This is a genomic window from Pseudomonas sp. AC112 (genome assembly GCF_979253545.1).
Genome location: NZ_CEEDCM010000001.1, coordinates 1,614,654 through 1,637,942 on the forward strand (window position 1 = coordinate 1,614,654; position 23,289 = coordinate 1,637,942).

Consider the following 23,289-nt stretch of genomic DNA (forward strand, 5'->3'; position numbering starts at 1 on the left):
GGCAAGCTCGCTCACCACAAAAACCAGCAGGACGCAGCGTCAGCCCTTGGCGCCACGCTCAATCGCAAACCCAGCCCAAGTCTGGCTCACCGGCATCAGCTCCAACCGGTTGATATTCACGTGCGCCGGTGTGTTGAGCACCCAGAAGATCGTGTCGGCGATGTCCTGCGGCTGGATCGGCTCGGCACCCGCATAAGTCGCGTCATACCGCGCCTGGTCACCGCCAAAACGCACCAACGAGAACTCGCTCTCGCACAGGCCTGGCTCAATGTTGGTGACGCGTACGCCGGTACCCTGCAGGTCGCAGCGCAGGTTCAGCGAGAACTGCTTCACGAACGCCTTGGAGCCGCCATACACATGGCTGCCGGGGTACGGGTAGCTGCCGGCGATGGAGCCCAGGTTGATGATACCGGCGCCACGGCCATGGGCGATCAGGCGCGGCAGCAGCAGGCTGGTCGTGGTCAGCAGGCCCTTGATGTTGGTGTCGACCATGGTTTCCCAATCGTCGAGGTTGCATTTGGGCGCAGGGTCGGTGCCCACGGCCAGGCCAGCGTTGTTGATCAGCCCGCGCAGCTTGGCGAACGACGGAGGCAGGTTGGCAATGGCGTCTTCCATGCCCTTGCGGTCACGCACGTCCACGACCAGGCCGTGTACTTCGGTCTGCTTGGAAAGTTCTTCGACCAGCGCATTCAGGCGGTCGGCACGACGGCCAGTGAGCACCAGTTTCCAGCCGGCTTCGGCAAAACGACGGGCGCAGGCTTCGCCGAAACCGGAGGTTGCGCCAGTAATAAACAGCGTGTCGGACATGGTGTTCTCCTTGCGGGCATCGGGGAAAAAATCAGCCAGCAGAATGCCCGTACGCCGCGATGGCGGCAACCGCTATGCACATAACCTCATACACCCCTGATCATTTTTTAACCATGACGAGCAAGACCATATAAACCGTGGCTTGCAGCTATGTGCACGCAGGTTATCCACAGCTGCGCCCACAGTCTTTGGGGGCAAGTGCAAAATGCCTCAGGCCTCTATACACAAGGGTTTCAGGCGGTTTTAGAAAGTTTTTTGCTTGACCTTGGTGGGAGCGTATGTAGGCCCCAGGAAGAAGGGGAAACCGGAACGATGGCTCCAGGCCAGTCATTCCGGCCTCTGCGGCGGTCTTTCCAGAGTTTAGTCACAGACTTATCCACAGGCTGGATGGACATTTTTCGGTCATATACCTGTGTCTTTAAACAGGTTGACAAAGTGCTGGGGCGGCCACTAAAAACCGCCTGATCAAAAAACAACCATCGCGCTACAAGCCACGTATTTATTGGCGTTCAGCCAGCTACACCCACGTTACCCACAGCCGGTTCCACAGCGGATGGGGACAAGTCAAAACTGTGACAAAACAGGGATTTGCGGCGGCTATATGTCGCGCTTTGGAGGGGAGCCAGATTTGTTTTCCACAATTTGGCATCGGCCTTGTGAACACCACAAAAACAAATGTGGGAGCTGGCTTGCCTGCGATGGAATCTCCTCGGTTCAACTGATAGACCGAGGCGTTTGCATCGCAGGCAAGCCAGCTCCCACATACAGCAGCCACCTACAGGAGGCCTGCATCAAGTTTTACATCAGTGACCGCCAAGGTAGGCGTTGCGCACTTCCTCGTTCACCAGCAGTTCCTTGCCGGTGCCGGTCAGGCGAATCTCGCCGTTGACCATCACATAAGCGCGGTCCGACAAGCGCAACGCATGGTTGGCGTTCTGCTCCACCAGGAAGATAGTCATCCCGGTGGAGGCCAGCTCGCGCAACGTCGAGAAGATCTGCTTCACCACAATCGGCGCCAGGCCCAGGCTCGGTTCATCCAGCAGCAACAGCTTGGGCCGGCTCATCAGCGCGCGGGCGATGGCGAGCATTTGCTGCTCGCCGCCGGACATGGTCATGGCGCGCTGGTTACGCCGCTCCTTGAGCCGTGGAAACAGCTCGAACATGCGCTGCATGTCATCAAAGGCGAACTTGTCGCCAATCGGGATGGTGCCCATCAGCAGGTTCTCCTCGACGGTCATGTCAGGGAACACCCGCCGCCCTTCCGGCGACTGCGCAATGCCGTTGGAGGCGATGTAGTGAGACGACTTGTGGGTAATGTCCACGCCGTTATAGATGATCTGCCCCGACTCGGCCCGTGGCTGGCCGAAGATCGACATCAGCAGCGTGGACTTGCCCGCGCCGTTGGAGCCAATCAGGCTGACAGTTTCGCCTTCATTGATGTGCAGCGAGACTTTTTTCAGGGCCTGGATCGGGCCGTAATACACGTCCAGGTCCTTCATTTCGAGGATAGGTGCACTCATACCAACTCCTCTTCGTCAGCGCCCAGGTAGGCGGCAATCACTTTCGGGTCGTTGCGGATCGCATCCGGGCCACCCTCGGCGATCACGTTGCCGTGGTCCAGCACCACGATGTGGTCGGAAATACTCATCACCATGCCCATGTCGTGTTCGATCAGCACCACCGTGAGGTCGTGTTCGTCGCGCAACAGGCGAATCATCGCGCTGAGGGCTTCGGTTTCCTGGGGGTTGAGGCCCGCAGCGGGTTCGTCCAGGCAGATGATCTGCGGCCGCGTGCACATGGCGCGGGCTATTTCCAGGCGGCGCTGTTGGCCGTAGGAGAGTTCACCCGCCAGACGGTTGGCGCAGTCCACCAGGTCCACAACTTCCAGCCAGTAGAAGGCGTGGTCGAGGGCATCGCTTTCAGCCTTGCGGTAGCCCTTGGTGTTGAGAATGCCCGCGAGCATGTTGCGGTTGACCCACATGTGCTGGGCCACCAGCAGGTTCTCCAGCACCGACATTTCCTTGAACAGGCGAATGTTCTGGAAGGTACGCGCCAAACCGGCACGGTTAACCAGGTGGGTGCCGCCAAACATCTTGTAGTAAACGCGGCTGAAAAAGCTCTTGGGCGACACAAAGTCGGTGGCCTTGAAGCGCTCGCCCAGCAGTTGGATCACGTTGGTCTGCTTGCCACGGATGTTGAGTTCGATCTTGCCGCCGCTGGCTTTGTAGAAACCGGTGAGGCAGTTGAACACCGTGGTCTTGCCGGCGCCGTTGGGGCCGATCAGGGCGAAGATCGAGTTGCGTTCGACCTTGAGGCTCACGTCGCTCAAGGCCTTGATGCCACCGAAGTGCATCATCAGGTGTTCCACGGAGAGCACGACTTCCTTGCTCATGGCGCTACCCCCTTACGTGGCGTCACACCGGTACGGCTGATCCGGATCAGGCCGCGCGGTCGCCAGATCATCATCACCACCATCAACACGCCAAACAGCAGCACGCGGTATTCGGAGAAGCTGCGCAGCAGCTCCGGGGCGACGGTCAATACAAAGGCCGCGATCACCACGCCCACCGTCGAGCCCATGCCGCCCAGCACCACGATGGCCAGGATCAGCGCCGACTCGAAGAAGGTGAACGATGACGGGTTGACGAAGCCCTGGTAGCTGGCAAAGAACACACCGGCCAAACCGGCAGTCGATGCACCGATGGTGAAGGCCGAGAGCTTGACCAGCACGTGGTTCAGGCCCATGGAACGGCAGGCGATTTCATCTTCGCGCAGCGCTTCCCAGGCGCGGCCTACCGGCATGCGGGTCAGGCGATGCTTGATGTACAGCACGGCCAGCACCACCAGGAACAGCACAATGTAGATGAACAGGAATTTGATGTTGGGGTTGTAGTCGATGCCGAAGAATTCATGGAAGGGAACCCCGCCATCCTTCGCGCGCTTGCCAAACTCCAGGCCGAGGAAAGTCGGCGAGGGCACCGGCATGCCGTTGGGTCCGCCGGTAAACGACAGCCAGTTGTTGAGCACCAGACGGATGATTTCACCAAAGCCCAGGGTCACGATGGCCAAATAGTCACCGTGCATTCGTAGCACCGGGAACCCGAGTATGCACCCCGCCAACGCTGCGGCGATGGCCGCCAGTGGCAACACGGTCCAGAAGCCCAGGCCCAGGTATTGATAACCCAGTGCAAGGCCGTAGGCGCCGATGGCGTAGAACGCCACGTAACCCAGGTCGAGCAAGCCGGCCAGGCCCACCACGATGTTGAGGCCCAGGCCGAGCAACACGTAGATCAGCCCGAGGATCACCACGGTCAGCAGGTACTTGTTGGCGAAGATCGGAAACACGATGGCGATCACGATCAGTGCCGGGATGATCCAGCGCAGCCGCGACTTGTAGTCCGGCGCCAGCACATGCACGCCAGAGCCACTGCTCTCGAAGCCCTGCAAAATCTTCAGGCCCTTGGGGGTTTGCAGGAACAGGCTCATGGCAAAGCGGCCGACCATCACAATGGCCACCAGCAGGCCCACGCGGGCCGGTTCCAGGTTGAAGCTGTAGCCGTCGAGTACAACGCCGACGATCGGACCGAACACGATCAACGAAATCAGCCCGGCGAGGACCGTATCGACCACACTTTTCTTGATATCGATTGGTTTGGCAGCAGACATGTTTACACCTTCGCCACAAGTGGGCGACCAAGCAGGCCCTGGGGACGGAAAATCAGAATCACCACCAGCAGGGAGAAACTGAACACGTCTTTGTAGTCAGAGTTGATCAACCCCGAGAACAACGACTCGGAGATACCGAGGATGATCCCGCCCAACATCGCCCCAGGCAGGGAGCCGATGCCGCCGAGTACCGCTGCGGTAAATGCCTTGATGCCGATGATGAAGCCGGCATAGAAGTCGAAGGTGCCGTAGTTGAGGGTGATGAGCACGCCGGCCAATGCAGCCATGGCGGCACCAATGACGAACACGTAGGAGATCACCCGGTCGGTGTTGATGCCGAGGATCGACGCCATCTTGCGGTCTTGCTGGGTCGCGCGGCACATGCGGCCGAGCTTGGTGTACTTGATCACGTAGGTCAGCAGGGCCATGCCGGCGAAGGCGGCGACCAGGATGAAGACCTTGGTATACGTGAGCTGGACGAACCCACTGCCGATGTCGACACGCCAGGCCCCGGCCAGCAGGGTAGGAATACCTTGTTGCTTGGCGCCCTGGGCGATCTGCGCATAGTTCTGCAGGATCAGGGAGATGCCGATGGCACTGATCAGCGGGGCCAGTCGGGTGGAGTTGCGCAGCGGTTTGTAGGCGACACGCTCGATGACCCAACCGTAAACGCCGGTGACGACGACAGTGAAGATCAAGGTGCCGAGAATGAGCAGCGGGAAGGATTCGATGCCAAAGTAAGCCAGCAGTGCCAGACTGATCGCCGCGAGGTAAGCGGAAATCATATAAACCTCGCCATGGGCGAAGTTGATCATGCCAATGATGCCATAGACCATTGTGTAGCCGATGGCGATCAGGCCATAGACCGACCCGAGGGTCAGGCCGTTGACCAGTTGCTGCAGGAAAATACCATCCATAACGCAATCTCACGCGGTGAGCACCTGCACACCGGTGGGTGTGCGGCGCTTCTGGAGGAAAAAACAGAGTCGTTGCTGGACACGATGCAGTTGGCAACCTCGATCCCCTGTGGGAGCTGGCTTGCCTGCGATAGCGGTTTCACATTCAACACAGGTGTCGACTGTCAGTCCGTCATCGCGGGCAAGCCCGGCTCCCACAGTGGCTCTGTGGTGCCTGCGTGGTCGCGTTAATGCTTACTTCTGTTTTTCCAGCTGATGGTATTTGCCGTCTTTATCCCACTGGTAAACCACGTAGTCGGAGATTTTCAGGTCGCCCTTGGAATCCCAGGCCTTTTCGCCCATGACGGTTTTTACCGGGTGAGCCTTGAGCCACTTGGCGGCGTCTTCACCCTTGTTGGACTTGGCACCGTTGAAGCCGGCGGCCAGGGCCTGGACCGACGCGTAGGCGTACAGGGTGTAGCCTTCTGGCTCGGTGCCGTTTTTGCGGAACTCTTCCACTACGGCCTTGCTGTCTGGCAGCAGGCGCGGGTCGGCGCCGAAGGTCATGTACACGCCGTCGACGTATTGCTTGCCGCCAGCGGTGGCCACCAGTTCGTCGGTCACAACACCGTCATCGGACATGAACTTCACGTCTTTCAGACCGGCTTCACGGATCTGGCGAACCAGTGGACCGGCTTCCGGGTGCAGGCCGCCGAAGTACACGACGTCGGCACCGGTGGAGCGGATCTTGGTGACCAGGGCGCTGAAGTCTTTCTCGCCACGGGTCAGGCCTTCTTCCAGCACTGGCTTGACGCCGCGTTTGGTCAACTGGGCAGCGGTGGCGTCAGCCAGGCCTTTGCCGTAGGTGTCCTTGTCGTTGATCACGGCGACTTTCTTGCCCTTGAGCACGTCAACGATGTAGTCGCCAGCAACGATGCCTTGCTGGTCGTCACGGCCGCACATGCGGAACATGGCGCCCAGGCCGCGTTCGGTCACTTGTGGGTTGGTGGAACCTGGGGTGATCGCGATGATGCCCGCTTCGTCATACACCTCGGACGCCGGGATGGTGTTGGAGGAGCAGAAGTGGCCGACCACGCCGATCACTTTGTCCTGGTCTGCCAGGCGGTTGGCCACAGCCACGGCCTGCTTGGGTTCGCAGGCATCGTCGCCGGCCACCAGCACGATTTTCTCACCGTTGATGCCGCCGGCCTTGTTGATCACATCGGCTGCCGCTTGGGCACCCTTCATGTACTGCTCACCGAAAGCGGCGTTGGCACCGGTCATCGGCCCCGCTACGCCAATCTTCACATCAGCTTGAACAAACGCAGAAACACCCAGCGCCGCTGCAACGGCGAGGGCCAGAAAACCTTTCTTGTAAAACGTCTGGGACATGAGTGGTGCTCCGATATTTTTGATTTTTGGCACGACAACTTGCGTTCAAACTTTTCACTGAAAGCCCAGAGCAAGGCGCGTGCCATTACGTTTTTATTCTTCAAAAAGACACGGTGTCATTGTTATTGCAGGCGTTTCGCCTCCATTCGCCAGGACGTGCAACCCTCTAGCATCAGAAGGTGCAACCAATGGATCCAAAAAGTACAACCTCGGCAGGTCGCACCTGCAACCAAAGCTATAAACGACAGTTCCTACAGCTGTAACAGACGGCGTAACGGAACTGCACATTTACAGTGCGTGATTGCTACGACTTGCACCAATACAGATTAGTAGCCTGCTAAGAAAATGCAGGCTTCTGAGCGGTATTTCGCTGATTAGATAACGATCCTCAAGCATTGCCCAGCGTGATACAGCGAGAATCCTGCTTCATAAAGACAGCTGCGCAGTCCCACCCCGGCCAACGGCTGCATGGGCGCGAAGGGGATCGGCAACGCCTGGGGATTCTGGTGACACAGGTAGTCGGCAAACGCCTTGCCGACCACGCTGCCGGTGGTCACGCCACGCCCGTTATAGCCCGTTACTGCCACGAGGCCAGGGGCGGGCTCGAACAGGCGCATCAAGTGATCCGGGGTAAAGGCGATGCAGCCGGTCCAGGTGAATTCCCACTGCACCGATTTGAGGTACGGGAAGTAATGCTGCTGCACCCGATCGGCCCACGCTTTGAGGAACCACGCCGGTTTCCGGTTGCCGTTGCCCAGGCTGCCGAGCAACAGGCGGCCATCGGCATCGCGGCGGATGCTGCTCAGCACCTGGCGCGTGTCCCAGGAGCCCTGGCCACCGGGCAGGATCTGTTTGGCGGCGTCGTCCGTCAGCGGAGCCGACGCGACCTGATAGTAGTAACCGGGAAAAAAATTGCGCCGCAGTTCGGTCCATTCGCCTTCGGTGTAGGCATTGGAGGCGATCACCACCTGTGCAGCCTGCACTGAACCCTGGGCGGTCTGCACCGACCAGTGCGCGCCCTGGCGTTCAAGCTGGGTGACAGGAGAATGGTCGAATAACTGCCCGCCCAGGCCGACCGCCGCGTTGGCCAAGCCACTGGTGTAGGCCATCGGGTTCAGGGTGCCAGCACGTCGGTCCAGCAAGGCGGCAGCGATTTTCCGGGTACCGGTGGCCTGCACGCAAGCCTGGCCGGTGAGCAGTTCTACCGGTGCGCCACGGCGCTTCCATTGTTCTTCGCGACTGCGTAAATCCGCCTCGCCACGGGCGTTGTGCGCCATGTGCAAGGTGCCTTCACGGCGCAGTTGGCAATCGATGTTGTATTTGTCGATCAGGCTGAACACCAGCGACGGTGCCGCGCCCAACATGCGGTTGAGCTGGCTGCCCACCGCCTCGCCAAAACCGGCTTCGATGTCGTCCGGCGGGATCCACATGCCGGCGTTGACCAACCCGACGTTACGCCCCGAACCGCCATGCCCGGTGCGATAAGCCTCCAGCACGGCGACGCTTTTACCCTGCTCCAGCAAATGAATGGCTGCCGAAAGGCCCGTGATCCCGGCGCCGATCACACACACATCGACCTTGACCTCCCCCTTGAGCGCCGCACGATCCGGCCGGCGAGGGGTGAGGTGCTCCCACAAACATGTTTCGCGTAGTGCCATTGCCAGACTCCGGGATGAAACCTAACAAACAACTGTTATTTTGAATTGCAAACCCAATCAAATGTGGGAGCTGGCTTGCCTGCGATGCAGGCACCTCGGTGTATCAGGTACCCCATGGTGATGCTATCGCAGGCAAGCCAGCTCCCACATTGACCGCGCTTCGACTTGAGGAATCAGTCGAAGGTAATGCCCTGGGCCAGCGGCAATTCCAACGAGTAGTTCACGGTGTTGGTCTGGCGACGCATGTACCCGCGCCATGCATCCGAACCCGACTCACGCCCGCCGCCGGTCTCTTTCTCACCGCCAAATGCGCCGCCGATTTCCGCGCCGCTCGGGCCGATGTTGACGTTGGCGATGCCACAGTCACTGCCGACCGCCGACATGAACTGCTCGGCTTCACGCACGTCGGTGGTGAAGATGCACGATGACAAGCCTTGCGGCACGGCATTGTTCAGGCGCAGGGCTTCGGCGAAGTCGGTGTAGCCCACCACGTAGAGAATCGGCGCAAACGTCTCGGTGCACACCACATCACTTTGCTCGGGCATTTCCACAATCGCCGGCGACACGTAGTAAGCGTTGGGGAATGTGTCCTCCAGTTGGCGCTTGCCGCCGAACACCTTGCCGCCTTCGCTCAAGGCTTGCTCCAGGGCGTCCTGCATGTTGTCGAAGCCATGCTTGTCGATCAACGGGCCGATCAGGTTGCCTTCCAGCGGGTGGCCGATGCGCACTTTGGAATAGGCGGCCTTGAGGCGGGTGACGATTTCTTCCTTGACCGATTCATGGGCGATCAGGCGGCGCAGGGTAGTGCAACGCTGGCCGGCAGTGCCAACGGCGCTGAACAGGATGGCGCGCACGGCCATGTCCAGGTCGGCGCTTGGGCCGAGGATCATCGCGTTGTTGCCGCCCAGCTCAAGGATGCTGCGGGCAAAACGGGCGGCGACTTTCGGCGCCACTTCGCGGCCCATGCGGGTGCTGCCGGTGGCGCTGATCAGGGCGACGCGCGGGTCATCTACCAACGCGGCACCGGCATCGCGACCGCCGATGATCACTTGGCTCAGGTACTCGGGGGCGCCGTCGAATTTCTTCAGCACGCGCTCGAACAATGCCTGGCAGGCCAGCGCAGTGAGCGGGGTCTTTTCCGAGGGTTTCCAGATCACGGCATTGCCGCACACCAGCGCCAGGGTGGTGTTCCACGCCCACACGGCCACCGGGAAGTTGAACGCGCTGATCACGCCAACCACGCCCAGCGGGTGCCAGGTTTCACGCATGTGGTGGCCCGGACGCTCAGAGGCGATGGTCAAACCGTACAGCTGGCGCGACAGCCCGACGGCGAAGTCGCAGATGTCGATCATTTCCTGCACTTCGCCCAGGCCTTCCTGGGTGATCTTGCCGGCTTCCCAGGACACCAGCTCGCCCAGGTCGGCCTTGTATTCGCGCAACACATCACCGAACTGGCGCACCAATTCGCCACGGCGCGGTGCCGGCACTTTGCGCCAGGCCTCGAATGCATGCTCGGCGCGACTGACCTGTTGTTCCACCTCGGCGGCCCCTTCCCAGTGCACGCTGCCGATGCGGCTGCCATCAATCGGCGAATGCACGGGCTGTTTGCCCGACTGGTACAGCGCCGGGTTTACCCCGAGACGATCAAGCAATGCGGCAACCATGGGTCACTCCTTCAATCTACAAACAGAAAAGTTGCGCCGCCACCGACACGGCGATCCAGACCTTATTTGTAGCTGGCCCAAGACTTGCCAACAAACGACGATTAGGCGAGATATCATTCCGTTTATTCATGCAAAGAATAAAAAGAGGCGTGCCGTGCTGAACAAAAGACATTTGCCCTCGATCACTGCCCTGCAGTGTTTCGAAGCCGCCACCCGCCACTTGAGCTTCACCCGCGCCGCCGAGGAGCTGAACCTCACGCAGAGCGCAGTGAGCAAACAAGTGGCGCAACTGGAAGAACTGCTGCAACACCTGCTGTTTCGCCGAGTGCGTCGGCGATTGCAGATGACCCCGGCAGGCGACCTGTACCTGGTGGAAGTGCGCAAAATCCTCACCCAGGTGGAGATGTCCACCCATTACCTGCGCTCCTACGGCGGCGAAACCGAAGTGCTGCGCGTGTCCACGCCCTATACCTTCGGCGCACGCTGGCTGGTGCCGCGTCTCAAGGGCTGGCGCCTGCGTCATCCGCAGATCCATTTGGACCTGTGCAACGAGCAGGAGCCGGACGAGTTGCTGCAAGGCAAGGCGGATATGGCCTTCTACTTCGGCCAGGGCTCACGGCCGGGCACCGAAAGCCTGAAATTGTTCAGCGAAGAGCTTGTACCTGTATGTTCGCCGGAAAGCCTGCCGGCGCAGCCATTCTCCGACCCCACGCAATTGAGCAACTTGGTGCTGCTGCAAAACGCCTCGCGCCCCCAGGGCTGGCATGACTGGTTCGCCAGCCAGGGCTACCAGACCGAGCACAGCTATCACGGGCCGCGGTTCGACACCTTCTATATGTGCATCCGTGCCGCGCAGGTGGGTTGTGGCGTGGCGCTGCTGCCGCGTTTTCTGGTGGAAGAGGAACTGGCCGATGGCAAGCTGGTGATCCCCTGGCAGCATGCAATGCCGAGTCAGGATGCGTATTACCTGGCGTATCCGGAACATTCGGCGGAGGTGCCCAAGGTGCGCGATTTTGTGAAGTGGATGATGGAGCAGGTGGATGGCTGACTACCGCCATCGCTGGCAAGCCAGCTCCTACAGGGGTTCATATTTCAAGGTAGGAGCCGGCTTGCCGGCGATAGCGCCAGTAGCCTCGACAAAAAAATCACTGGCAAACCGACCCGCGTCTATGCGCCACTAGCCCCCTTCCTTAATTGTGCGTAAAGGTCGGCGCCCATCGCCGACCCGTCTGGAGATTCCCGTTATGAGCGAGAGTGTGTTTGCCGATCGCATCGTGCAGAACTTGCTCGACACCGACTTCTACAAGCTGACCATGATGCAGGCGGTGCTGCACAACTACCCCAACGTGGAAGTTGAATGGGAGTTTCGTTGCCGTAACAGCGAAGACCTGCGCCCGTACCTGGCGGAGATCCGCTACCAGATCGAGCGCCTCGCCGAGCTGAGCCTGAGCCCGGACCAGTTGGGCTTCCTGGAACGCATCAGCTTTATGAAGCCGGACTTTTTGCGCTTCCTCGGGCTGTTCCGCTTCAACCTGCGCTACGTGCAGACCGGCATCGAGAACGGTGAGTTGTTCATCCGCCTGCGCGGGCCGTGGCTGCATGTGATCCTGTTTGAAGTGCCGATGCTGGCCATCGTCAGCGAAGTGCGTAACCGCTATCGCTACCAAACCGTGATCCTCGAACAGGCGCGGGAGCAGCTGTACCGCAAGTTCGACTGGCTGACCGCCAACGCCAGCAGCGATGAACTGTCGGAGCTGCAAGTGGCTGACTTCGGCACGCGTCGGCGCTTTTCGTACCGCGTGCAGGAAGAAGTGGTCAGCGTGCTCAAGCACGACTTCCCCGGCCGTTTCGTCGGCACCAGCAACGTGCACCTGGCCCGCGAGTTCGATATGAAGCCGCTGGGCACCATGGCCCACGAGTGGATCATGGCCCACCAGCAACTCGGACCGCGCCTGATCGACAGCCAGATCGCCGCGCTCGACTGCTGGGTCCGCGAATACCGTGGCCTGCTGGGCATCGCCCTGACCGACTGCATCACCACCGACGCGTTCCTGGGCGACTTCGACCTGTACTTCGCCAAGCTGTTCGACGGCCTGCGCCATGACTCCGGCGATCCCGTGCAATGGGCAGAAAAAGCCATCGCCCACTACCACAAGCTCGGCATCGAGCCGATGAGCAAGACCCTGGTGTTCTCCGACAGCCTGTCGTTGCCCAAGGCCCTGGAAATATTCCGCGCCCTGCGTGGTCGCATTAATGTGAGCTTCGGCATCGGCACCAACCTGACCTGCGACATTCCAGGTGTTGAGCCGATGAGCATCGTGCTTAAAATGACCGCCTGCAATGGCCAACCCGTCGCGAAGATCTCCGATGAAGCGGGCAAGACCCACTGCACCGACCCGAATTTCGTCGCCTATTTGCGTCATGTTTTCAAAGTACCTGCCATCTCTAGCAAGGAGTGAATCATGCAAGCCGTACAGCGTGAGATTGCTGAACAGCTCAAGGTCCAAGCACCGTTCAACGACCAGGCCGCCCTTGAGGCCGAGGTTGCCCGCCGCGTGACCTTTATCCAGGACTGCCTGCGCAATTCCGGGCTCAAAGCGTTGGTACTGGGCATCAGCGGTGGCGTCGATTCCCTGACCGCAGGCCTGTTGGCCCAACGTGCGATGCAGGAACTGCGCGCCAGCACCGGCGATGAGGCCTACCGTTTTATCGCCGTGCGCCTGCCGTACGAAACCCAGTTCGATGAGATCGACGCCCAGGCGTCGGTGGACTTTATCGAGCCGGACGAGCGCCACACCGTGAACATCGGCCCGGCGGTGAAAGCCCTGGCCAATGAAGTGGCGGCATTTGAAGGCAAGGCCGCGGTGTCCCGCGATTTCGTGCTGGGCAACACCAAGGCACGCATGCGCATGGTGGCGCAGTACACCATCGCTGGCGCGGCCGGTGGCCTGGTGATCGGTACCGACCATGCGGCGGAAGCGGTGATGGGCTTTTTCACCAAGTTCGGTGACGGCGCGTGCGATTTGGCGCCGTTGAGCGGCCTGGTGAAGAACCAGGTGCGTGCGATTGCGCGGCACTTTGGCGCGCCGGAATCGTTGGTGGAGAAGATTCCGACTGCCGACCTCGAAGACCTGTCGCCGGGCAAGCCGGACGAAGCGTCACATGGCGTGACCTACGCCGAGATCGATGCGTTCCTGCACGGTGAGCCGGTGCGTGAGGAAGCGTTCAAGATTATCTGCGACACCTACCGCAAGACCGAGCACAAGCGGGTCATGCCGTTTGCGCCGTGAGGTGAACCCTGTAGGTTTGTGTTGATTTTTTAGACCGCCTTCGCGAGTAAGCCCGCTCCCACACTTGACCGTTTTCCAACATGGGAACGCGGTCGAATGTGGGAGCGGGCTTGCTCGCGAAGAACGATAACGCGGTGTTACTTCAGGGTCACAGTGCCTTTCATCATCGAGATGTGGCCTGGGAACGAGCAGAAGAACGCGTAGTCAGTCCCGGCGGCCAGCTTCGACACGTCGAAGGTCACCGAGTCTTTCTCGCCCGCACCGATGATCTTGGTGTGGGCGATGATGCGGTCATCACCGGGTTTCAGGTAGTCCTTGTCGATACCAGCGGCCATGCCGTCAGTGGCAACCGGCTGCATGTTGGCGGCGCTGGTCAGCACCCAGTTATGGCCCATGACGTTTTTCGGCAGGTTGCCGGAGTGAGTCAGCTCGACGGTGAATGTCTTGCAGCTCTTGTCGATTTCAATGGCTTTGGTGTTGAAGGACATTTGGTCAGTGGAGTCGACAGTGACCTTGCACTCTGCAGCAAGCAACTGGCCGCTCGCCAGAGTCAGCAGGGAAACAGCAACGAGTTTGGCAAACATGTGAATCTCCAAGGCAGGGTTTAGAAAACGCGTATTGCGACAAAGGGTGCCTGAAGCAGGCAGAAATTCTTATGATCTGAATCAACAGATTGTATACAACTTTAGGCTATCAGACTTATCAACACAATCTACCAGCCAAAGTACTGCCACCTGCCTATGATCGGCCCATCACCCCCTGGAGTCCGAGCCATGCACCTCAACCAACTGTTCAACGGCCTGCTGGCCGCTTACGCCTGCGGTAAGTGAAGGCCAAGCGCACCTTGAAGCTGCTACCATGTCGTCCCAAGGCAGCTGCGCGCCGCCACCCTCACCTTCGACCCTAGAGGATCGCCCATGGCCAAACCTAATTACTCCTTCGCCAAACGTCAGAGAGACTTGGCCAAGGAACAGAAGAAAGAGGAAAAACTGCAACGCAAGAAAGCCGCTGCAGATGAAGAAGCCGGCGCACTGAACCCGGATGCCGATGGTGAAGTAACGAGCGACGAGCCCGAAACACCAAAGGATCCGGCTGAATAATTTCCTTTGTGCTGAGCCGGCTCACCCGGCTCGGCACAATCAATCGCTATTCCAGCGGCATCACCGTCACCCGTACCTCCGGGTCATGGCTCCCTCCCCCCAGAATCACCCCTCGTAACGGCGACACATCGGAAAAGTCCCGGCCCCAGGCCAGGGTGATGTGCTCCAGTGCCGGCTGCACATTGTTCGTCGGATCAAAATCCACCCAGCCTGACACCGGGCAATACACCGACACCCACGCATGGGACGCATCGGCGCCGATCAGCCGTGGCTGGCCGGGCGGTGGCTGGGTGAGCAGGTAACCGCTGATATAGCGCGCCGCCAGGCCGCGCGAACGCAGGCAGGCGAGCATCAAGTGGGCGAAGTCCTGGCAGACACCGCGTCGGCGCTCCAGCACTTCCACCAGCGGGGTAGCCACCTGAGTAGCTTCGGCATCGAAGGTGAACTCGCTGAAGATCTTTTCCATCAACGCCTGCACGCCCAACAGCAAGGGTTCGCCAGGGGGGAAACAGCTTTCGGAGAACTCAACGAAGGTTTTCTTCAGGTGCACGTAGGGTGATTCGAACCGATAGCGGCAGGCTTCGATCAGCTGCGGCGACATGGGCTGGCTGCTGTAGGTCAGGCTGTCGCGGGTTTGGTCCCAGGCCGGCGACTGCTGGAAGTCCAGCACTGGCCGCGCCAGCACTTCCACGGTCAACCCGGCATTCACCAGCAGTTCATCATGGGGCCGCTCGAACGCCAGGCGGGTGATGGGATTACCGAACACATCCAACTCATCGCGGCGCGAGGTCGGTTCCGGGCTGATATCCAGTTGCTGCAAGCTGCAACGCTGCCAGGCGCACGGCCGTGGCCACAGGTGCGCCAACTGCTGGGCCAGGGACACCGGGCTGTCGTAGTGGTAATGGGTATCGTGGAAAATCTGGTAGCGCGCACTCATCACACCGACACCGTTTGCTGGCTGACATCATCCACATGGGCAAAATGGCGCAAGGCCAGGCGGTCCGACACTTGCCCACTCTCATCGGCGACTGCTTGCAGCAGGTCCGCCAGGCCGTCCAACGCGGCACGCACGCTGGCCTCACCAAACAACGGGTTCTCCAGGCAACCCAGGTCGAATCGCGCCAGGCGCTCCACCAACGGGCCGAGACCGGTTTCCCGTGGCACACCAAAGTCGTCATTGAGACGCCGCAGGGTGCGGCTCACCAACTTGAGCTGGAATAACACCGCATGGGGGTTCTGCTCGTCCAGCAACAGCAGGTCGAGGACCGGGATCAACTGCGGCACCGCCAGGTAGCGCGAGCGATAGGTAATGCTGCTGTTGCCCAGTTCCAGCAACCACTCCAGCCCGGCCTGATCGAACACCGCCACGCCACGCAGGAACGCCGCGAGGCTGCTGCTTAGAAATTGCAGGCGCTCGATGCGCCGGCCCATCATCAAGAAGCGCCAGCCTTCGTCGCGGGTCATGTCGTCCAGGGCAAACCCCGACAACGCCGCCAGGGACATCACCAGGCGGTTGAGGAAATCCAGTAACTCGCCAAAGTCCGGGGTGTCGCGTTCCAGCTCCATGGCTTCGCGTTGCAGCTCCACCAGGGCCTGCCAGTTCTCCCGGGACAACTTGCCGCGCACCTGGGACGCCGCCCACTGCAAGCGCTGCAGGTTGGCGCGCAGGCTCGACGGCCAGTCATCGCCGAGCAGTGCCGCCAGCAGGCGTTCGGGCAACTCGCCTTCTTCCGGCAGCAGTCGCAGGTTTTCGCCCAGCTCGACCGCCGCCTGCAAGGCCAGCGGGTCATCGCCGTCCACATAGCGCGCCAGCACGATGCGCAGCCAGCGCGCGCTGTCATCACAGCGCTCGCAATAACGCCCGAACCAGAACAGGTTTTCCACCACGCGGGACGGCAGGTAGGGATCGCGGCGCACCAGGTCATGGGCGCCAATCGCCCGCTGTGCGCGCCAGTGCTCGCCACCGGCAGCGCGTTCGCCGAGCACCCAGGTGTCCTTGCTGGCGCCGCCACGTTGCATCGACACCACTTCGGCATCGGCTTCGGCCGCTACACGCGTCAGGCCGCCGGGCAGCACGCGGTACCCCTCGTCACTCGCCACGGCGTACACGCGCATGCCAATGGCGCGGTGTTGCAGGTGGTCATCCACGGTGTGCCACACCGGCGCCTGGGACAGTTGCGCCAGTTCCTGGGCAACGTAGGCATAGGGGCGCGCGCGCATGCGTTCGGCCAGGGCCTGGCGTTGTTCATCGTCCAGGTCACGGCCAAATACCGGCGCAAAACTCTGCGATGGAAACGCCGGCTTGATCAGCAGCTCCGGCAGTTTCTCCAGCGCTTCAGCGAGTACCGGCGCCTCACCGCACCACCAGGTGGCGATGGACGGCAGAATCAGTTTTTCACCAAACAGGAATTCGTTGATCTTCGGCAGAAAGCCCAGCAGACCGGGAGACTCCAGCACGCCGCTGCCCAGGGCATTGGCCACCAGCACATTGCCTTGGCGCACCGCGTCCAACAGGCCGGGCACGCCGAGGGCGGAGTCGGTGCGCAGTTCCAGCGGGTCGCAGAAGTCGTCATCCAGGCGCCGCATGATCGCGTGCACCCGGCGCAGGCCGCTGAGGGTTTTCAGGAACACCGTGCTGTCGCGCACCGTGAGATCACCGCCTTCTACCAGCGGGTAGCCGAGCTGGCGGGCGAGGTAAAGGTGTTCGAAATAGCTTTCGTTGAACCGGCCCGGCGTGAGCAGCACGATCAGCGGCGGCTGGTCATCACCGGGTGCCTGGCGGGCCAGGGTTTCCTGCAAGGTGCGGAAAAAACCAGTGAGGTGCTGGACCTGCAAATCCCGGTAAAGATCCGGGAACGCCCGGGACACAATGGTGCGGTTCTCCAACGCATAACCGGCACCGGAAGGCGCCTGGGTGCGGTCGGCGGTGACCCACCAACGGCCATCCGGCGTGCGCGCCAGGTCCACGGCGTACAGGTGCAGGAACGCTCCGTCCGGCGGCTGGATGCCCTGGCACGGCCACAGGAAGTTGTTATGGCCGAACACCAGCTCGGCGGGCAGCAAGCCTTCCTTGATCAGGCGTTGCGGGCCGTACAGGTCGGCGAGCACGGCGTTGAGCAGGCGCGCACGCTGGGCGATCCCCGCCGACAACTGCTGCCATTCATCAGCGGCCAGCACATGGGGCAGCAGGTCCAGTTCCCACGGGCGGTCGGCGCCCTTGGGGTCGGCGTAGACGTTGTAGGTCACGCCGTTTTCCTGGATCTGTCGGGTCAGCAACGCCTGGCGCTGGGCCAGTTGGGCAGGCGTGCTGCGTTGCAGGTGGTCGAGCAGGCGCTGCCAATGGGCACGTACCGCGCCGCTGTCGTCCAGCAATTCGTGATAAGTGCCCGCGGTCAGCGGGTAACGGTCGAGCAAGTCGGACATGGAACGCTCGGCAGGGGCAAGGGGGCTCAGATTAACTCAACAAACACCGCAAATCCCCTGTAGCCCCCGGCTTTTGTGGTGAGCGGGCTTGCCCCGCGCGAGGCAAGCTCGCTCACCACAAAAGCTAGCGTCCACAGGGGATAGCGTTCAGTCATTTTTATTGGGGAAACGACGTAGATCCAGGGTCATCGGCAATTCGTCGTTAATGACAACCGTCGGCACGTCGAGCTTCCCCGGGCTATGCCCCAACCGGAAAAACCGCGCCATGCGCCGGCTCTCGGCCTCGTTGGCATTCACCGGCAAGCTGTCGTAATTGCGCCCGCCCGGATGGGCAACATGGTACTGGCAGCCGCCCAGCGAGCGTTGCATCCAGGTATCCAACACGTCGAACACCAACGGCGCATGCACGGCGATGGTCGGTTGCAGGCAGTTGGCCGGTTGCCACGCGCGGTAACGCACGCCGGCCACGAACTCCCCGACTCGCCCGGTAGCGTGCAATGGCACTGGGATTCCGTTGCAGGTCAGCAGGTAGCGTTGCGGTGGCAGCCCGGTCAATTTGACTTGCAGGCGCTCCAGGGACGAATCCACATATCGCACCGTGCCGCCCACCGCGCCCTCTTCGCCCAGTACATGCCAGGGTTCCAGGGCCTGGCGCAGCTCCAGCTCGATACCACTGACGGCGTAATCGCCGACCTTGGGGAAACGGAATTCCAGGTGCGCGGCGAACCATTCGGCGCGCAGCGGGTAGCCGGCCGCGTTGAGTTCGACGATCACGTCGGCGAAGTCCTGCTCGATAAAGTGCGGTAACAGGAAACGATCATGCAGTTCGGTGCCCCAGCGCGCGAGCTTCGGCGGCGCATAGGGCTCGCGCCAGAAGCGTGCCACCAAGGCACGCAGCAACAGTTGTTGCGTCAGGCTCATGCGCGCATGGGGCGGCATTTCAAATGCGCGCAACTCCAGCAGGCCCAGGCGGCCGGTGGCGCCGTCGGGCGAGTAGAGTTTGTCGATGCAGAATTCGGCGCGGTGGGTGTTGCCGGTCACGTCGATCAGCAAGTTGCGCAGCAGGCGGTCCACCAACCATGGCGGGCATTCTTCACCGGGTTCGGGCATTTGCGCGAAGGCGATCTCCAGCTCGTACAACGCATCATTACGTGCCTCGTCCACCCGCGGCGCTTGTGAAGTCGGGCCGATGAACAGGCCGGAAAACAGATAGGACAACGACGGGTGGTTGTGCCAGTAGCTGATCAGGCTGCGCAGCAAGTCGGGCCGGCGCAGGAACGGCGAGTCCTTGGGTGTCGCGCCACCGAGCACAAAGTGGTTACCGCCACCGGTGCCGGTGTGGCGCCCGTCGATCATGAATTTCTCAGTGGTCAGGCGGGTTTGCCGCGCCTCTTCGTAGAGGAATTCGGTGCGTTCCACCAACTCGTCCCAACTGGCGGACGGCTGCACGTTGACCTCGATCACGCCGGGGTCCGGCGTGACGCGGAAGTTGCTCAGCCGCGTGTCCGCTGGCGGCTCATAGCCTTCCAGCAATACCGGACAACGCAGTTCTTCGGCAGCCGCCTCAATGGCGGCCACCAGTTCCAGATAGTCCTCGACACGCTCAAGGGGCGGCATGAACAGGTAGAGGCGCCCTTCCCGCGCCTCGGCACACAGGGCGGTGCGGGTCAGCCAGTCGGCGGACTCGTCGACCTTGGGCACGCGTTCATCAACCGGCGCGGGGTCGCCGTGGCTTTGCAGTTGGGAGGTGGTCGGCAGCTCCGGCTGGTCCTGGTTAGGGTCCGTCGGGTGCACAAACGGGTACTCGGCCGCCGTCACCCAAGGCTGCGAGGCCAGTGGCAGACGATAACCCAGGGGCGAATCCCCCGGCACCAGGCGGCAATGGTTGTCACGCAGGTACCAGCGGCCGCTCTGCCAGCGGTCATTGGCCGCCGTGCGCGCCAGCGGCAGCACTTGGCCGATGATTTTATCCAGGCCCTGGGCGAACACCTTGCGCAGGCGTTCGCGCTCCAGGTCGTCGCTCAGGCGTGGGTCTTGGGCGGTGACGTTTTGCGGCAGCGCACCTTCGCGCCACAGGTAGTAGAAGTTGTCTTCAAAGGCCGGGAACACAAAGCGTGCCGGCAGTTTCAGGCGCTCAGCGACGCTGGCCAGGAAGCGCCCGGCCAGGGCGCCATCCGCGCCATAGTCCTGTTGTTCATCGGCGATCAACGCGCTGTTGTGCCAGATCGGCACGCCGTCGCGGCGCCAGTAGCAATTGAGCGACCAGCGTGGCAGTTGCTCGCCGGGGTACCACTTGCCCTGGCCGAAGTGCACCAGGCCCTTGGGCGCGTAGTGCTTGCGCATGCGCTGGAACAGCTCGGCGGACAGGCGGCGCTTATCCGGCCCGAGCGCGGCGGTATTCCACTCGGCGCCGTCGGGGTCGTCGATGGACACAAACGTCGGCTCGCCGCCCATGGTCAGGCGCACGTCGTCCTTGAGCAGGTCGCCGTCAATCTGCCGACCCAGGGCCTGGATCGCCAGCCATTGTTCTTCGGTGTAAGGCTTGGTGACGCGTGGGGCTTCCCAAATCCGCTCAACCGACATTTCGTGGGTGAACTCACACTCGCACGGTTCCACCAGCCCACTGATCGGGGCGGCAGATGAAGGATCTGGACTACACGCCAACGGGATATGCCCTTCACCGGCGAACAGCCCGGAGGTGGCATCCAGGCCGATCCAACCGGCGCCGGGCAAATACACTTCGCACCAGGCGTGCAGGTCGGTGAAGTCCACTTCGGTGCCGGACGGGCCGTCGAGGGCTTTGACGTCGGCGGTCAACTGGATCAGATAGCCAGACACAAACCGCGCCGCCAAACCCAGGTTGCGCAGCAACTGCACCAGCAACCAGGCCGAGTCGCGGCAGGAGCCGGAGGCATTTTCCAGGGTGAACTCCGGGGTTTGCACGCCCGGCTCCATGCGGATCAGGTAGCCAATATCAGCCGCCAGGCGCTGGTTGAGCCCCACCAGGAAGTCCACCGCTGGCAGTGGCGTGCGGTCGATACCCGCCAGGTACGCGGCGAACTTCGGCGTCAGCGGTAGGGTTTCCAGGTACGGCGCCAGTTCGCGTTGCTCATCGGCGGCGTAGCGGAAGGGGATTTTTTCGGCGTAGGGCTCAAGGAAAAAGTCGAAGGGGTTGAACACGGCCATTTCGGCGACCAGGTCGACCTCGATGCGCAACTCATCCGTTTTTTCCGGAAACACCAAGCGCGCCAGGTAATTACCCTGGGGGTCTTGCTGCCAATTGATGAAATGCTGCTCGGGCAGCACTTTCAGCGCGTAGGACAGAATTCGCGTCCGACTATGGGCCGCCGGGCGCAACCGCACGATCTGTGGGCCGAGTTCGACAGCGCGGTCATAGCGGTAATGCGTAACGTGGTGCAACGCGACATGAATCGACACGGCGGCCTCCTGCGAGCCAGGGCATGGACACAAAGCGCGCAAGACTTATGCCAGAGCGGCGGTCATTGCGCTTTATCGTAAGACCCGGTGCAGTACAGCACCAAAACGGCGCCAACGGGGGCGCCGTGGTGCAAGTGACGCACATATTTGTGGCGCGGATGTGAGGGTGGGTGGGGAATCTACCCAATCAGCCGGTTTTGCGCTTGGCAATCGCGGCTGCCAAATACCAGCACCGCGACCAGCATCAGGATCGCAGCGCCCGAACAGCCGGATTTAAGCGCGGGATCAGTGTCGCGCAAATAGGTTACGCCCGCCGTGGAAACCGCAGCGGAGCCGGAAAAGATCGCCATGAAAATCGTGCCCATGAACACGGGGAAATAGCCCGCGAGAAAACCGGTTATCGACGGCGACTCCTTCACATGCGGCTACTTGACCCAACGGTTGATTTGACAGATTGCCGAATGCGACGGATTCCCACCAGTTTTGCACGCATCCCTCGTTGAACCTTGCTGTTAAGTATCAACAATCCAAGGAACGGGAATAACAGCGCCAACCCATAGAGCACTTTATGAGGCTGGTACTGAAGCATTGGGACGACAAACAGTAGACAGGCGACGTAGATGCCGACCATCACCCACACCCAGGACGGGCGGCCCCGCAAAATCATAAAGTTGCTATGAACCGTCAACAGAATGAGCAGCGCCCCGGCAGACATGATCTTGAGCCCCACTTGAGCAACGGGCGCATCACGAAAATAGGTGATGAACGCCAGCGCCACAGCCAACGCCAAAGAAAAACATGCAGCAAATACGCCGCCCATAAACGTCAGAAAGTATTGCCTGAAAAAGTCGCGTAGCGTCATCAATTCGCTCATTCGCTTACCTCCTCGTAGAGTCCAATCGCGATGGTGTTGACGTTTCCGGAGTAGGCACTCCCGCCAAACCCAACGCTTGCGCCCAGGACGTCTTTGATCTGGGTAGTGGTGCTGTGCTTGAGCTGCGTAGGGGTGAAACGCTTGGTGAGTTCGCCCGACGCCTGCCTCAATTTGATCATCTTCGCGGTCAAGCTGGGATGGTTGATGCTCAGCAGCTCTTTCGTCAGCTTGGCTCTTTCCTGGCGATTCAAACCGCGAAGCACATCACGCAGGCTCTTGCCCGTCGATGCTTTTGCGGCCCTGACCAGCTTGACCGTCGTCAGGGCCGAAGCGCCCACGCCTGCCAGTGATACGGCGTCCAGCACGATGGACGCATTCTGGTACCAGCCTTCACTGTCGAGCGAATCCTTGACCTCAGGTTTGGCGACTTCCAGCGCTGTTCGGGCAATGCCGTTAAAGCACTGAAGCGTACTCGCGCCGGCAGCCGCATACCCCACTACAACGATGACGGAACTGGCGCCAGCGCTGAAAGGCACCAGAATGGTTCCACTGGCGATCGCAGCCCAACTGATGACCGCCCCCAAGCAGGAGATTCCGGTATTCACGGCTTCGCCAATCAGTCGCGACTCTCGAGGATTGCTCACGACATGTTGAGCAAACTGCGTTGGCGCAATGTACTTCTGAGCTTCACGCAAAATGATGCGCTTGGGCTTGATGCTGCAGATGGGTTTGAATTCGCGCAGGGTAATGACGTTGAAGTCGGCGTCGATGTATACGACGCCTGCGCCAACGATACCTGGATCGGCGTCGATGGCCGCAAACAGGCGCGGAAGGTTGATCTGGCTTTCGATGCGCTGGCGCGCCATGAACTGAGAGCGGTTGGAGTCCATGCCGATGCCGGCCAGGGGGTTACCCATGAGTGTTCTTCCTTGATGATGCTGGCAGTACTGGCCTCATCGCGGGCAAGCCCGGTTCCCACACTTGATCGGGCTGACACAATTTTGATTTGTGAACCCGGTCAACTGTGGGAGCTGGCTTGCCTGCGATGGCGATTTAATGGTCGCACCTTAACAAACAGGCT

19 protein-coding genes are annotated in these 23,289 nt (G+C 61.0%); 4 read left to right on the forward strand and 15 right to left on the reverse strand.

The genetic code is table 11. From position 1 onward, the window contains the following. Window positions 1-39 precede the first annotated feature (39 nt). The 8 genes from AC0IYN_RS07675 to amaB form a co-directional block, all read right to left on the reverse strand. Complete coding sequence (locus tag AC0IYN_RS07675) at window positions 40-807, reverse strand: SDR family oxidoreductase (RefSeq protein ID WP_406598211.1); 768 nt, start codon at window positions 805-807, stop codon at window positions 40-42. An 803-nt stretch (window positions 808-1,610) separates the two neighbouring features. Then, window positions 1,611-2,327: an ABC transporter ATP-binding protein gene (locus AC0IYN_RS07680; RefSeq protein ID WP_406598212.1), complete on the reverse strand. Its 717-nt coding sequence runs from the start codon at window positions 2,325-2,327 to the stop codon at window positions 1,611-1,613. Continuing rightward, on the reverse strand, window positions 2,324-3,199 hold the full coding sequence (locus tag AC0IYN_RS07685; RefSeq protein WP_025857340.1) for an ABC transporter ATP-binding protein: 876 nt from the start codon (window positions 3,197-3,199) through the stop codon (window positions 2,324-2,326). The genes AC0IYN_RS07680 and AC0IYN_RS07685 overlap by 4 nt, the downstream gene beginning before the upstream one ends. Beyond that, entirely contained in the window at window positions 3,196-4,473 is a 1,278-nt protein-coding gene (livM, locus tag AC0IYN_RS07690) for a high-affinity branched-chain amino acid ABC transporter permease LivM (protein WP_368946288.1), read from the reverse strand. The genes AC0IYN_RS07685 and livM overlap by 4 nt, the downstream gene beginning before the upstream one ends. A gap of 2 nt (window positions 4,474-4,475) precedes the next feature. Further along, window positions 4,476-5,390, reverse strand: a complete 915-nt coding sequence (locus tag AC0IYN_RS07695) for an ABC transporter permease subunit (protein ID WP_010213575.1) — start codon at window positions 5,388-5,390, stop codon at window positions 4,476-4,478. A 234-nt stretch (window positions 5,391-5,624) separates the two neighbouring features. After that, window positions 5,625-6,761 carry a branched-chain amino acid ABC transporter substrate-binding protein gene (locus AC0IYN_RS07700; RefSeq protein WP_078046622.1) on the reverse strand — a complete coding sequence of 379 codons (1,137 nt, stop codon included), beginning with the start codon at window positions 6,759-6,761 and terminating at the stop codon, window positions 5,625-5,627. A 374-nt stretch (window positions 6,762-7,135) separates the two neighbouring features. Next, window positions 7,136-8,419 (reverse strand): L-pipecolate oxidase, encoded by a 1,284-nt coding sequence (amaA, locus tag AC0IYN_RS07705; protein WP_471840967.1) that lies wholly within the window; start codon window positions 8,417-8,419, stop codon window positions 7,136-7,138. Window positions 8,420-8,592: 173 nt separating this feature from the next. Then, window positions 8,593-10,083, reverse strand: coding sequence for an L-piperidine-6-carboxylate dehydrogenase (gene amaB, locus AC0IYN_RS07710; RefSeq protein ID WP_406598215.1), 1,491 nt, complete (start codon window positions 10,081-10,083; stop codon window positions 8,593-8,595). Window positions 10,084-10,237: 154 nt separating this feature from the next. On the opposite strand from amaB, the gene AC0IYN_RS07715 reads away from it, so the two are divergent. From AC0IYN_RS07715 to nadE, 3 genes are all read left to right on the forward strand, one after another. Continuing rightward, window positions 10,238-11,131 (forward strand): LysR family transcriptional regulator, encoded by an 894-nt coding sequence (locus tag AC0IYN_RS07715; RefSeq protein WP_471840968.1) that lies wholly within the window; start codon window positions 10,238-10,240, stop codon window positions 11,129-11,131. A gap of 196 nt (window positions 11,132-11,327) precedes the next feature. Continuing rightward, window positions 11,328-12,542: a nicotinate phosphoribosyltransferase gene (gene pncB / locus AC0IYN_RS07720; RefSeq protein WP_012721934.1), complete on the forward strand. Its 1,215-nt coding sequence runs from the start codon at window positions 11,328-11,330 to the stop codon at window positions 12,540-12,542. Between the two features lie 3 nt (window positions 12,543-12,545). Further along, window positions 12,546-13,373 (forward strand): ammonia-dependent NAD(+) synthetase, encoded by an 828-nt coding sequence (nadE, locus tag AC0IYN_RS07725; protein ID WP_078046618.1) that lies wholly within the window; start codon window positions 12,546-12,548, stop codon window positions 13,371-13,373. A gap of 137 nt (window positions 13,374-13,510) precedes the next feature. Here nadE and azu read toward each other — a convergent pair whose 3' ends face one another. Next, window positions 13,511-13,957 carry an azurin gene (gene azu / locus AC0IYN_RS07730; protein WP_033897397.1) on the reverse strand — a complete coding sequence of 149 codons (447 nt, stop codon included), beginning with the start codon at window positions 13,955-13,957 and terminating at the stop codon, window positions 13,511-13,513. A gap of 333 nt (window positions 13,958-14,290) precedes the next feature. Here azu and AC0IYN_RS07735 point away from each other — a divergent pair, with 333 nt between their 5' ends. Further along, window positions 14,291-14,473 (forward strand): hypothetical protein, encoded by a 183-nt coding sequence (locus tag AC0IYN_RS07735; RefSeq protein WP_100491614.1) that lies wholly within the window; start codon window positions 14,291-14,293, stop codon window positions 14,471-14,473. Window positions 14,474-14,519: 46 nt separating this feature from the next. Here the strand turns inward: AC0IYN_RS07735 and AC0IYN_RS07740 are convergent, their stop codons facing one another. From AC0IYN_RS07740 to AC0IYN_RS07765, 6 genes are all read right to left on the reverse strand, one after another. After that, window positions 14,520-15,410, reverse strand: a complete 891-nt coding sequence (locus AC0IYN_RS07740) for a transglutaminase family protein (protein WP_406598217.1) — start codon at window positions 15,408-15,410, stop codon at window positions 14,520-14,522. Beyond that, window positions 15,410-17,896: a circularly permuted type 2 ATP-grasp protein gene (locus AC0IYN_RS07745; RefSeq protein ID WP_457239607.1), complete on the reverse strand. Its 2,487-nt coding sequence runs from the start codon at window positions 17,894-17,896 to the stop codon at window positions 15,410-15,412. Before AC0IYN_RS07745 ends, AC0IYN_RS07740 begins: the two co-directional genes overlap by 1 nt. 147 nt (window positions 17,897-18,043) lie before the next feature. Further along, window positions 18,044-21,334, reverse strand: a complete 3,291-nt coding sequence (locus tag AC0IYN_RS07750; protein ID WP_471840971.1) for a transglutaminase family protein — start codon at window positions 21,332-21,334, stop codon at window positions 18,044-18,046. Between the two features lie 179 nt (window positions 21,335-21,513). Further along, window positions 21,514-21,753 (reverse strand): hypothetical protein, encoded by a 240-nt coding sequence (locus tag AC0IYN_RS07755; RefSeq protein WP_406598220.1) that lies wholly within the window; start codon window positions 21,751-21,753, stop codon window positions 21,514-21,516. Next, window positions 21,750-22,208 (reverse strand): hypothetical protein, encoded by a 459-nt coding sequence (locus tag AC0IYN_RS07760; protein ID WP_406598221.1) that lies wholly within the window; start codon window positions 22,206-22,208, stop codon window positions 21,750-21,752. The genes AC0IYN_RS07755 and AC0IYN_RS07760 overlap by 4 nt, the downstream gene beginning before the upstream one ends. Then, on the reverse strand, window positions 22,205-23,125 hold the full coding sequence (locus AC0IYN_RS07765) for an NAD synthetase (RefSeq protein ID WP_233893576.1): 921 nt from the start codon (window positions 23,123-23,125) through the stop codon (window positions 22,205-22,207). Before AC0IYN_RS07765 ends, AC0IYN_RS07760 begins: the two co-directional genes overlap by 4 nt. Window positions 23,126-23,289 lie beyond the last annotated feature (164 nt).

Coding starts and splice junctions, on each gene's coding strand:
- AC0IYN_RS07675 (WP_406598211.1), bottom strand. CDS start 807: ATGTCCGACACGCTGTTTATTACTGGCGCAACCTCCGGTTTCGGCGAA.
- AC0IYN_RS07680 (WP_406598212.1), bottom strand. CDS start 2,327: ATGAGTGCACCTATCCTCGAAATGAAGGACCTGGACGTGTATTACGGC.
- AC0IYN_RS07685 (WP_025857340.1), bottom strand. CDS start 3,199: ATGAGCAAGGAAGTCGTGCTCTCCGTGGAACACCTGATGATGCACTTC.
- livM (WP_368946288.1), bottom strand. CDS start 4,473: ATGTCTGCTGCCAAACCAATCGATATCAAGAAAAGTGTGGTCGATACG.
- AC0IYN_RS07695 (WP_010213575.1), bottom strand. CDS start 5,390: ATGGATGGTATTTTCCTGCAGCAACTGGTCAACGGCCTGACCCTCGGG.
- AC0IYN_RS07700 (WP_078046622.1), bottom strand. CDS start 6,761: ATGTCCCAGACGTTTTACAAGAAAGGTTTTCTGGCCCTCGCCGTTGCA.
- amaA (WP_471840967.1), bottom strand. CDS start 8,419: ATGGCACTACGCGAAACATGTTTGTGGGAGCACCTCACCCCTCGCCGG.
- amaB (WP_406598215.1), bottom strand. CDS start 10,083: ATGGTTGCCGCATTGCTTGATCGTCTCGGGGTAAACCCGGCGCTGTAC.
- pncB (WP_012721934.1), top strand. CDS start 11,328: ATGAGCGAGAGTGTGTTTGCCGATCGCATCGTGCAGAACTTGCTCGAC.
- nadE (WP_078046618.1), top strand. CDS start 12,546: ATGCAAGCCGTACAGCGTGAGATTGCTGAACAGCTCAAGGTCCAAGCA.
- azu (WP_033897397.1), bottom strand. CDS start 13,957: ATGTTTGCCAAACTCGTTGCTGTTTCCCTGCTGACTCTGGCGAGCGGC.
- AC0IYN_RS07735 (WP_100491614.1), top strand. CDS start 14,291: ATGGCCAAACCTAATTACTCCTTCGCCAAACGTCAGAGAGACTTGGCC.
- AC0IYN_RS07740 (WP_406598217.1), bottom strand. CDS start 15,410: ATGAGTGCGCGCTACCAGATTTTCCACGATACCCATTACCACTACGAC.
- AC0IYN_RS07745 (WP_457239607.1), bottom strand. CDS start 17,896: ATGTCCGACTTGCTCGACCGTTACCCGCTGACCGCGGGCACTTATCAC.
- AC0IYN_RS07760 (WP_406598221.1), bottom strand. CDS start 22,208: ATGAGCGAATTGATGACGCTACGCGACTTTTTCAGGCAATACTTTCTG.
- AC0IYN_RS07765 (WP_233893576.1), bottom strand. CDS start 23,125: ATGGGTAACCCCCTGGCCGGCATCGGCATGGACTCCAACCGCTCTCAG.